10 protein-coding genes are annotated in these 10,022 nt (G+C 57.8%); 2 read left to right on the top strand and 8 right to left on the bottom strand.

The features are described from left to right. Positions 1-204 precede the first annotated feature (204 nt). On the bottom strand, positions 205-483 hold the full coding sequence (locus tag Q319_RS0120870) for a TrbC/VirB2 family protein (protein WP_162178687.1): 279 nt from the start codon (positions 481-483) through the stop codon (positions 205-207). 1,491 nt (positions 484-1,974) lie between these two features. Between Q319_RS0120870 and Q319_RS0120865 the strand changes: the two genes are divergently transcribed. Further along, positions 1,975-2,607 carry a hypothetical protein gene (locus tag Q319_RS0120865; RefSeq protein WP_029484359.1) on the top strand — a complete coding sequence of 211 codons (633 nt, stop codon included), beginning with the start codon at positions 1,975-1,977 and terminating at the stop codon, positions 2,605-2,607. Further along, positions 2,607-2,894 carry a hypothetical protein gene (locus Q319_RS0120860; protein WP_029484358.1) on the top strand — a complete coding sequence of 96 codons (288 nt, stop codon included), beginning with the start codon at positions 2,607-2,609 and terminating at the stop codon, positions 2,892-2,894. Before Q319_RS0120865 ends, Q319_RS0120860 begins: the two co-directional genes overlap by 1 nt. Positions 2,895-3,023: 129 nt before the next feature. Here Q319_RS0120860 and Q319_RS0120855 read toward each other — a convergent pair whose 3' ends face one another. From Q319_RS0120855 to Q319_RS0120825, 7 genes are all read right to left on the bottom strand, one after another. Beyond that, on the bottom strand, positions 3,024-3,452 hold the full coding sequence (locus Q319_RS0120855) for a hypothetical protein (RefSeq protein WP_029484357.1): 429 nt from the start codon (positions 3,450-3,452) through the stop codon (positions 3,024-3,026). A gap of 10 nt (positions 3,453-3,462) precedes the next feature. Further along, positions 3,463-4,848 carry a hypothetical protein gene (locus Q319_RS0120850; protein WP_156039508.1) on the bottom strand — a complete coding sequence of 462 codons (1,386 nt, stop codon included), beginning with the start codon at positions 4,846-4,848 and terminating at the stop codon, positions 3,463-3,465. Further along, complete coding sequence (locus Q319_RS25845; RefSeq protein WP_156039507.1) at positions 4,845-5,972, bottom strand: hypothetical protein; 1,128 nt, start codon at positions 5,970-5,972, stop codon at positions 4,845-4,847. Before Q319_RS25845 ends, Q319_RS0120850 begins: the two co-directional genes overlap by 4 nt. A gap of 69 nt (positions 5,973-6,041) precedes the next feature. Continuing rightward, complete coding sequence (locus Q319_RS0120840; RefSeq protein WP_156039506.1) at positions 6,042-8,042, bottom strand: type IV secretory system conjugative DNA transfer family protein; 2,001 nt, start codon at positions 8,040-8,042, stop codon at positions 6,042-6,044. Positions 8,043-8,062: 20 nt separating this feature from the next. Further along, positions 8,063-8,452, bottom strand: a complete 390-nt coding sequence (locus Q319_RS0120835; RefSeq protein ID WP_029484353.1) for a hypothetical protein — start codon at positions 8,450-8,452, stop codon at positions 8,063-8,065. Between the two features lie 54 nt (positions 8,453-8,506). Continuing rightward, positions 8,507-9,103 (bottom strand): hypothetical protein, encoded by a 597-nt coding sequence (locus Q319_RS0120830; RefSeq protein WP_029484352.1) that lies wholly within the window; start codon positions 9,101-9,103, stop codon positions 8,507-8,509. Further along, positions 9,100-9,486 carry a hypothetical protein gene (locus Q319_RS0120825; RefSeq protein ID WP_156039505.1) on the bottom strand — a complete coding sequence of 129 codons (387 nt, stop codon included), beginning with the start codon at positions 9,484-9,486 and terminating at the stop codon, positions 9,100-9,102. The genes Q319_RS0120830 and Q319_RS0120825 overlap by 4 nt, the downstream gene beginning before the upstream one ends. Positions 9,487-10,022: the final 536 nt, after the last annotated feature.

Here is a 10,022-nt window from a genome sequence, read left to right as displayed (position 1 = left end):
GTTCAGCTCCCAGTCGTTTGCAGTTGGCGCAGTCGTTTTGAATGCGCCTACTCTACACTCGCCCGCTTCGCAAGTCCCCCTGCTGAGTAGTTACAGATCAAGAAAGGAAACAAATCCAACCCGTGCATTTGTCAGGTAACAAGCGTGGCGGAGTGGATGATCTTGTTTTGGATTGGCCTCTCGTCCGGTCATCTCAATTCTTCCTTACGCGCAGCCCGATCCAAAAAGTGCGGTGGCAATGGTGCCAGCAGCCAGGATGATGATGCCCCCGATAACGCCGTTTTTCAGGCTCTGGAAGGCGTTTTGCTCGCCCATCAGCTTGTTCCAGCCGAACATCACAACAACGACAGTTCCGGCAGCACCGAGCAGAACGGGTGCTGTTAATTGCGTGACCACACCGCAGACCAGAGTGGTGATCCGTGAAAAGTCCTGGGCCGCGCCAAACGAAGCAGCAAAGGCCAGAGCGAGTGCAAGCAGGGCCACCTGAACGCGAATGGTCAGGAGGGCGGACGGGACAACGAGAGGAGTCTGAAGACTCGGTGCAGGTGAAGCGGGGGCGGTCAACATTATTTCTGGCATTCCTGGTGTCCTCCTGGCAATCTATACACTTATATGATTACGCTTAAACTTTAGCACAGATTATGTTTATGGTACGATATTTTCATGACAGACAATCTATCGGAAGCGCCGCCAAAACAGGACACCGAAATGGCCTCTTCTCCTAATTCTCATACAAATGAGACATGGGACACGGTTCTTAAACAATTTCAGTCCAGGCTATCTAAAGCGGGTTTTGGGCCGGAGGATATTCCAGACCCAGAATCTCCACAGTTTCCTAAATTTCTGGTTGATCTTAGCGATAAAGATCATGGACTTTCGGCTGAAGTATCAAGAAAAATCAGAAGTTTCAAAGATCACGGCAACCTGCCACCCGCCAACGCTGCGGCAGGCCGAAATCGCAGGCGAAATGCCAAACGCTCGGCCATTATGCGGAGGGAAGGGCAGGGTTTCGTTTATGATAAGAGAAAAGCCCCTCTTTATGGGTTAGCGGCTCTGCTGTTGGGCATTGCTCCACTCATGTACTTTCTGTCGCGCCCAACAGGTCAGGCTGCTGGTGTTCAGGGGATTCCAGCATCCCAAACATCAAAACCAACCGACACAGATCCAAAGAATGTCAAGATAACGACAGGCAAGCCAGCAGATTCTGGGGCTAAGGCAACTGGTCCAATTGGCAAAGCTCCTGGCACGGCTGCTGGAGCCAAGGCTGGCGTCGGGACTGGAACGGGTGGTCCAGTCAAGCCGAAAGGCAAGGACAACTTAAAAACCTTTGCGGGTGAGCAGGGCGCTGGGGGCGCGGCTCCCAAGAACGGAGGTAACAAAGGCATCAGCATTACGCCTCCTATCGTTCCCTCCCCTCCGGTGTCCAGCTCGCGCCCGCCTGCGAATAACCCGCCTCCCGTCAGTGACGTGTACCGCCCCGTCGCCGCGAGTCCCAAACAGGGTTTTGGGAACACCATCCCTGTTCAACAGGCAGCACCACAGCCCGCCCCAATCGCCTATGAACCCCCTCCAGCACCTCTCTATGTGCCAGAGGAATCCGCCCCCATTGCTCCGACATCTGTGACGGCTGAGACAGCTCCATTCGCTGCGGAAGCTGCGCCTCAACCTGCGGCGAAGTCGGCCCCACAAGTTGCTGCACCGATTCCGGCCACCAATCAGAATGCGTCGTCATTCGGTTCAGACATCAATCAATCTGCGCCGTCAGGCAACACAGCACAGACGGCCTACACGCCTCCTGCACGTCGGGCGTCCAGCGGACTGATTTACGAGCGTCAGCGTCCAGAGACGCCCCAGGGGTCAACCGAACCGGCAACAATCGCGGCGGCCTCAGCTCCAGCAGAAAGCGCGGCCCCGTCTACGGGTGACGGGATGACCTTTGGAGGAATGGGAACATCAGCATCAGGGGGCGGTGACGTGGTTGCACAAAACACGGTTCCGGCTGAAACGCCCTTCGGTGGGACGGCCACCAATGCGGCCTCCAAGCTGGGTGCGCTGGGACCGTACAGGAATCTCCAGCAGGTGCCGGTGCGTCTGGTGACGGCGGTGTACGCCCTGACGGGCGGCTCGGTCCCGGTGGTGGTGGTCACGGCGGACGGCGGCTCCTTTGTCGGGGTCGGCACGATCAACGGTCAACTGGCCCGCGTGGACATGGCCTTCCGGCGCTACATCGACGCGGGCGGTCAGGTCTTTGAGATTGACGCCCTGGCGTACTCGGTGGAAGGCCTGAATCTAACTCAGGGTGTTCCGGCGCGCATTGAGCCGATTGCCCCCACGCTGGCCCTCGACGCGGCCCAGAACGGTGCAAACGCCCTGCAAGGGGCGGTCCAGTCGGCCCTGACTGCGAACGCTGGCAGTGGCCCCAAGATTGCGATTGGTGACGGGGCGGCGATTGCCTCCAATGCCCTGCCCCCGCTGTGGCAGATTCTGGCGGGCGGCGTTGGTGAGACCTTCGCACTTCCCAAGGCCACCCAATCCATTTCGCGGGCGGCCAAGGTGGACAGCAACACCCAGCTCACGCTGATTGTCGGCATTGGAGCGGGGCAGTAATGGTCATCCCGGCTGAATACGGCGTGTTGACGGTGGGCCTGTGGCTGGCCGTGGCCGCTGCGGTGGGAACCTACGCGCTGATCCACATGATTCGCCGTCAGACCGTTCCTATGACACTTATGGTTGTTACAGCGAGCATGGCTCTGGGCGGCATTGCATTTTTCCCTGGTACTTACATGGATCAACCCATTGTCAATATTTTAAAGCTATTCACGGTCTTCATCGTCTTTGATTTGATCGCAGTGAGCCTGGTATTGAGGTTCAGAAAAACACCAGTCACGGTATAGGAGTCAATATTCAGCAGGTAGGGCGTATGCCCTACCTGCTGAATCCTTTTACTGCGAGAACAAGTGGTTTTGTTCAACCATACGAAACCCGAATATTCCAGTCCGGGTCAACTGAATACGCTTTGCAGGTCAGTACGGTTTGGCAATTTGCCAGTATTGGGTCAGCAGGCCCGTCATGGCGGTCGCGTTCTTCGGGTCGGTGATGATCTGGTAACTGGTCTTGGTCGGAATGATAATCGGCCCGCCCTGCACGACGATCAGGCTGTTCGTGAAGTTCGCGGGCATGGTGTAGACGGCTGCGCCCAAGGCCTTGAGGGGCTTCATATTCTGCACGAACTTGGGCGAGGTCATCACTCGCACTTTGATGGTTCGCTGCTGGGCCAGTTGCAGGATGCCCCGCTGGAACTCGCCGCTGCCAAACGTCACGCCGTACAGGTCCACGTTGCCCCTCAGCAGTCCGAGGACCGCTTTGGTGTCGGTGGTGGTGGTGATGGGGGTCTGTGCCTGAGCGCCAGCGGTGGCCGCCAGCAGCAAGGCAAGAATGGACAGGGTTTTCATGCGCGCTCCTTCAGAACGGGTAATCGATCAGGGGTGCGCCGCTGACGCGAGGCACTTCGTAGCCTTCCGGGACGCTGTGCCAGGTGAAGCGCGTTTGGACTCCGGCGTAGGGCAGGCCCAGGGCAAACTCTTTAATCAATACGGGGGCAGGGACTGGCAAGACAACCGGGGGAATCTGAACCTGGACATTGTTGCCGACGGCCATGTAGATCATCTGGCGCAGGGGCTTGGCCGCCACAGCTTCGGGAAGCAGCTTGACGGTGGGCCGCGTCCACGCTGAAAAAATATTGGTGTAGCCGAACCGTTCATAGACGGGCAATGGCTGCTGCGGGAAGGTGCGCTTGAACTCTTCCAACTTCCAGACGCCGGGCGGATTGGGGGTTGCCAGCACGTCGGTCAGGGTGGGCAGCGTGTGAACCCGGAGGGGCAACGTGATCGCGTTCCCGGTCAAGCCCTGGGCGTAGTAGACCGGGGCGGTGGCCGCGAACACACCGCCCAACTTGGTTCCGGCGTCCCTACCCTTCTGGGCCAGGGTCAGCAAGTCAGGCTTGAGGGTCTGCGTGGGGGCCACTAGCGCCCCCGTGAGCATGGTGTCCCACAGCAGGGGGTAAAACTTCGCGGTGGGTTTGATGGCCTCCAGAATGTCTTTCTGATAGTCGGCCTGATAGTCCTTCTCGGCGGTGAGGGTTGCGGCCTTGACCCGGTTGACGGCCTCGTCATACCGGAAGGCAATCGGCCTGGGCGCAAGCGGATTTAAGGTCTCCTGATCGCCCTCAACGCAAAAGAGTTTTGCTGTTCCCAGGTAAAAACAGGTGCCGGGGAGATACATCAATGTGAGGTCTAATTTTGATCCAGCACAGTAATCCGTATTCGGGACGTTCGGCAGGATGGAATAGGTGTCCATACCCAACTTGTCTTTAATATCCTGTTGAGGGATTTTCCCAGCCAGCTCTTTAGGATACATTGAATTTTCAGTATTGATCACAAACTCTGGTTTGGCTGCTTCTTGATTCTGCCCAAAGTCTATGGTGCAGTGCGAGAGATTCATAAAAGGGCTGTTGAGATTGAGCATCGCCCGCCAGTAATAGCGGTCCTCAAAACGCTGCCATGCCTGCCGCATGTCCTGACCGACACGAAGCGTTTCATCACTGAAGCTGTACGGCACATGGTACTGGTACTTGCCGCAGCCCGCTTTGTCCCTGTCGTTCCTGGCCTTTGCCGCACACGCCTTGTGCTGCTTGAACTTCTGGACGCTGATGAACGAGGCGTGCGGAACGGGCCGGATGCTGGACGTATCGTAAATATTCTGACGGTCATACTTCGGGGCTTTCTCAGTTGGCGCGGCTGTGGCGTGGCCCGCCAGCAGCAGACCCACAAGGACAAGCGGCCATTTCATTTGAGGATGACTCCCACGTACTTGCGCGCCGTGGCCTTAGTGGCGGTGTCGGCCTCGATGACCACGAACATCAGGACTTTCGGCCCGGTCAGCCCAAGCACGCGCTGGGGCACTTCTACCATTCCCTTGAATGGAGCGGCAGCGCCGACAGGAAAGTACCCTTTGACGATGCTGAGATCGCCCACAGGCACGTTTTTGACGCGCAGGGAAGTCTGAGCCGTGTCCAGGGTGTAGGTCTTGCCTGCGGCGGCCCCATTCACGGCCAGGGTGTACCGGAGCGCCAAGACGCTCGGCGTCCTGGCCTGGCCTTCCAAGTTCACGGTCAGGGTCAGTGCGCCATTGGTCCCGACAAATGAGGTGGGCTTGACCGTGGCAGGTGCCGCCTTGACCACCGGGGCCGAGACTGGCCGGGCTGGAACTGTGAGCGGCTTGACCACTGGGGCTAGTGGCTTGACAGCTACAGGGGGTTTGACCACGGGAGCTGGGGGCTTCGCTGTTGGGGCTGGTGGCTTGGCCGCTTGCACAGGTGGTTTGGCGGCGGTAGCCGGGGCGGGCTTAGGTGCTGGGTTCTTGATGGTGTAGGACAAAACACCGTTGGCCTTGTCCGTGAGATCCACCAGCACTTTTAGGATGACCGGGGAAAGGTTCGGATTCGCTGCGCCCTCCCCTGATGCTGATTTCTCCGCCTTCTCCTCGGCAGGCGTCAGCAGGCGGAAGTTGACCGTCGCCGTTCCACCAGCTTGAAGCGCGTCGATATAAATAACCCGCCCGTCGTACTTATCAATACTCGCCAGCACTGCGTCCTGCTTGCTGGCATTGATGCCAATGCTCTGCACTCTGGAAGGAAAAACGAGAACAATTTGATACTCCGTGCTGGCGATCATTTTGACGGCGTTGTTTCCCGTCAACTGATTGACTGTGTAAATGGTTTGCAGGCCCGTCTTGAGAACTGGAGTGTTCCCCGGTGGTGCTGATGTGACGCTGCTCTTGGTGGGACTGGGCGGCTTGCTGGGTGCCGTTGCCTGCGCCACCAGGGGTGATCTAGACGCTAAAGGCAACCGCACAGACGCTGCCCCCTGGCTGTGACCGAGCGCAATGGCCAGGGCCAGGACAGTCCAGTTCAATGTTTTTATCATAAGCATATTTTGCCACGGGTATTCTGAGTTGAATTTGGCCCTATCTATCTATTAAGCTCAAAATACTCCCTGATCTATGTCATCGTCTTGATTTCCAGTTTTAAGGTCTAGATCTTTTTCGGGGGATACAACAGGGACTGACGCTGTTTGAGAAGATGCAGGCGCAACTGGAGGTGGTGTGGCGGCCCCATCGGCTGTAGGCGCGTCAGCAGGGGAGAATCCAGCCGTCTCCCCTGCTTGGTTGGAAAGGACTGCGGGAACCGGTGGCGTCGCCAGCTCTGGACCTGTCCTGGCCTCATCGGGGACTTCGCGGTTGGGGGCCGTCGCCGGAGGCACCTCGGCGGCGGCTCTCTGCCCTTCCGGGGCGCGGTCCGCACGGGGTGGGACCATTGGGGCAGGGGTGGAGGTGGGTTGAGCCTGGGCGCTGGACTGGTCTTGGGCGCTGGGTTGTGCCTGGGCCGCCTCGGCGGTGACCTCTGGCCCTGCTTCCGGTTCTGCCTCCAGCTCCAGGTCTGGCCGCTCGCCGGGCCTGGGCGCGGGGCACTGCTGAGCGCGCCCGTGTTCTGCGAACCGCCATGGCTCCAGCCTGTGGGCCAGGATGGGCGGAAAATCGTTGCACAAAATGATGCTCTTCCCGGCACCCAGCATGGCAAACTCACTCGCGGAGATCAGCTCGCGCTCGGTCATGCGGACTTCGGTGTTCAGCTCCTTACCGTGTTCTTCCTTGGACTGTCCCCGGTCCTCCATCATGTATTTGCCGCAGGACGCAGAGACAAACGAGGACGTGCCCTCCCTGTCGTCGTCTGACCGGTCCACAGCGGGCAGAAAGACCTTCGTATGCGCGTTCTCCATAATCACGGTCCGGCCTTCCTTGCCCCAGATGTCGCCGAGCTGGGCCAGGGACTGAATGTAGATGCACAGGTAGATGCCGCGTCCGGCCACTGTTCCCGCGTACTCGGCAAGCAGGTTGGGCGTGGCCCTGAACGCCTCGTCAAAGACGGTCAGGATCTTCTGACCTTCCAGGCTGGGATTCAGGTCATAGCGGCGCATGATGGAACGGAAGATGGCGTCAATGACCAGATTGAACAGGGCGAGATTCAGGGTCAGTTCGGACTCACGGAACACCAGATACACCGTCGTCGGCCTGTCCACGATGTCGGCGGCCATGAAATCACTGCCCCCCGTCATGTGTTTGACGCCTGGAGTGATCAGGAAGCTCGCCGCCGTCCTGAGCCGCTGCCAGGAGTTGTTCAGGAAGCGGTCACCCTCCGCCTCATCCCAGTCCATCTGGTCCGGGTCTTTCCCCAGAAATGAGTTCAGCCACCGGGTCACCTGTGGATCATGCAAGGCCTGGAGTCTGAGGGCCGTCCCCTTGAGACCATGTGGCTGGTAGATCATCGAATCCAGAAACGAGACGGTGGGGACGCCTGAGACTTTGGCCGCCTTGATGAGCGCCGCGAGCGCCGCGCTCGCACGCTGGGCGAAAATGGCGTTCGCGCCGTCCTTGTCTGGCTGCATGAACCCGATGGCCGCGCTGAAGATCTGCTCATCGGTCTCCAGCTCTCCAAAAGGATCAAATTGATGGCTGCTTTCCCCACCCGACGGGTTGAGAATAAACACGTCCTGGCCCAGCACGTCGCGGCGATAACCGGCGGTCTGCTCGGCGATCTCGCCTTTGATGTCCACGACGATGGCTGAACCTTCCCAGTTGTACAGGTTGCTGGCAATGCTCAGACCCTTTCCGCTCCGGCTGGGGCCAACCCACAGAAAATGTCCCAGTTCATTTTTCCCAGCGGTGCCAGGGCGGACCACCAGGGGCTGCTTGTAAGCGAAGCCCACCATCACGCCGTCTCCTTCAAACACCCCTCTGGTCAGCGGCGCAATTTCAGCTTTATTGGCGAAATGGGCGGTGTGTCTGACCTGGGGCCGACTGTCCTTGAATAGATAAACAAGCCCGCTTCCCACCAGGAAGAACGCGGCAGCAAAAACGCCCTGGCCCAGCATCGTGAAGAAGACGGTGACCCAGAAGACCAGCAGGGCCAGAACCCACCGCATCATAAAAAGTTTGTAATTGACGATCACAGCACGCCGCCAGGAGGCCGGGGGGAGCGCTGACGCGACTCCTCCACCTTGACCGAATTCACCCGCATATCACGGTTGGCCATGACCTCGGGACGCCAGTACAAACCGAATGAAGCGCTGAACAGTCCAAAGATCACCCCTGAGATCAAGGCGCTCTTGACCATCAGCGGAGCGGTCCAGGACAACCACAGGCCACTCCGGCAAGCCTCAGCGTTCAAGCAGGCCATCCAGAACTGAAAGCCAGTCCCCTTCTGGGCCGCCTCGTGCTGCCCACTGTAAACACTGATGTACTGGGCGACCACGCGCTCGAAGTCCGGGCGAACGCTCTTCATCATCAGGAACAGAAAAACCAGCGTTGCCAACACGCCCAGCCACTTGGTCAGCATGGGTCTCATATCAAGATAGATCGACTGAAATCTCACTCTTATCGCCTCCAACAGCTAGCTTCCAAATTGGATGTCAACCGTCCTCTTTTTCTGAGGACCGCCGCTTTCTGTCTCCCGTTCAGCCTGTCTGCCCCCTGCCTTGCCAGACAGGTTCGTTTCACCCTCATAGTCCTGCTTGATCGACATGGTCCTCGCCGCGTAAGTGACCTGTTCCTGTTCCTCGTCACCCACAGCTCTGAGCTGTCCAATGGCCTCAACAGTGAATCGTTGGCTGGTGGGGATGAGAACGTGGGCATGGGGATACTCCGTGTGTCCCTGCTGCCCGGCATGGACCACAAGCATGTAGTTGTCGATGTTGTTCCTCTCAAGAACACTCCGCGCCCAGCGCTCCGTCTCCTGAGCGGTCATCTCGACGTTGCCGCTGCTCATCACCACCCGGTACAGATGATCTCCATTCGACTGCTCCAACCGCTTTTCCAGTTCGCGCCTGCCCTGTTCTCCATCGTCAGAAAGTCGGAAACGGCCATCTTGCGTGATCACCTCCCGGTCTCCCGGCTCGGCTTCCAGGGTGGGCCGCCGGGTAAAGTAATCAATACTTTTCATTCCGATCCTGGCCTTCACTGCGCCCTGACTGGCCGTCTTGAAATTCATTTTGATGATGGTGGCGATGACTCTTCCTCCTCCATTTCCGCTTGGTTGATCAACGGATCGTCCACGAGCAAACGTCTCCAGTTTCCAAAGCCCTTGATGTCCTCTCGCAGTTCCTTATACGTACTGTCCCAGTTGCGCCGCTCAAGCTCACGCACCCGCTCCCGGTCAAGCTGGGGCGGCAGGATCAAACTGGCCTGAACCATCCGTCGGGCCGTTCCCGCTTCCATGTAACTTCTGATCATCATTTCCATCAGATTTTCCATCATCTGATTGATTTCCTGACGCACCGCAGAGCGAATATGCGGAGCAAGAAGCTGGTCTGAAGTGCCTTTGTAGTCGTAGATAAAAGCCTGCTCTAATAAATCACCGGCATAGGCATACACCGATAGATTTTCCTCATCACACTTCTGCTTGATTCGCCTGGCTGTCTCTCCACTCACCCGCACTTGCAGCTTGACTAATTTTTCTGCTATAAAACCTCCAGTATTTCAACTTTGTTTTTTATTTATTTCTCTTGTTCTCTCTGGGTAGGAGCGGAATACGAATTAGACTGGAAAAAAGCTGTCCCAGCAGGTGAATTTGGCAATCCTGATTCTGACTCCTTATCCTGCCCACTTTGCCGAGACCCCACCCGCCGCCTGCCGCCGCCCCCGCACCCCATCAGCCAAACCGGAGCAAAGAATAAATCGGTGACAAAATCCGTTTTACCACTGTAGCAGTTAAGGAAAGCATTGCCAAAGTCAAGATTCATTTGACCACGCGCTTGCCTCCATCCGAAGAAAACTGAGGCACAAAAAAACCCCCGTACATTGGGGGTTCCTCTGCCTAAGAGCGCGTTTATAAAGGGTCAGACCCGGTGGCAAGCTTGAGGTGTGAAACGCAAGCCTTACTCGTCGGACCTGACCCAAGCCCAGTTTAA

Origin of the sequence: Deinococcus marmoris DSM 12784 (assembly GCF_000701405.1) — a bacterium.
GTDB lineage: Bacteria > Deinococcota > Deinococci > Deinococcales > Deinococcaceae > Deinococcus > Deinococcus marmoris.
Note: the sequence above shows the minus strand (reverse complement) of the source record. Positions and strands in the feature narration are given on the sequence as shown.

Coding starts and splice junctions, on each gene's coding strand:
- Q319_RS0120840 (WP_156039506.1), bottom strand. CDS start 8,042: ATGATGCGGTGGGTTCTGGCCCTGCTGGTCTTCTGGGTCACCGTCTTC.
- Q319_RS0120850 (WP_156039508.1), bottom strand. CDS start 4,848: ATGAAATGGCCGCTTGTCCTTGTGGGTCTGCTGCTGGCGGGCCACGCC.
- Q319_RS0120835 (WP_029484353.1), bottom strand. CDS start 8,452: ATGCTGACCAAGTGGCTGGGCGTGTTGGCAACGCTGGTTTTTCTGTTC.
- Q319_RS0120860 (WP_029484358.1), top strand. CDS start 2,607: ATGGTCATCCCGGCTGAATACGGCGTGTTGACGGTGGGCCTGTGGCTG.
- Q319_RS0120855 (WP_029484357.1), bottom strand. CDS start 3,452: ATGAAAACCCTGTCCATTCTTGCCTTGCTGCTGGCGGCCACCGCTGGC.
- Q319_RS0120830 (WP_029484352.1), bottom strand. CDS start 9,103: ATGAATTTCAAGACGGCCAGTCAGGGCGCAGTGAAGGCCAGGATCGGA.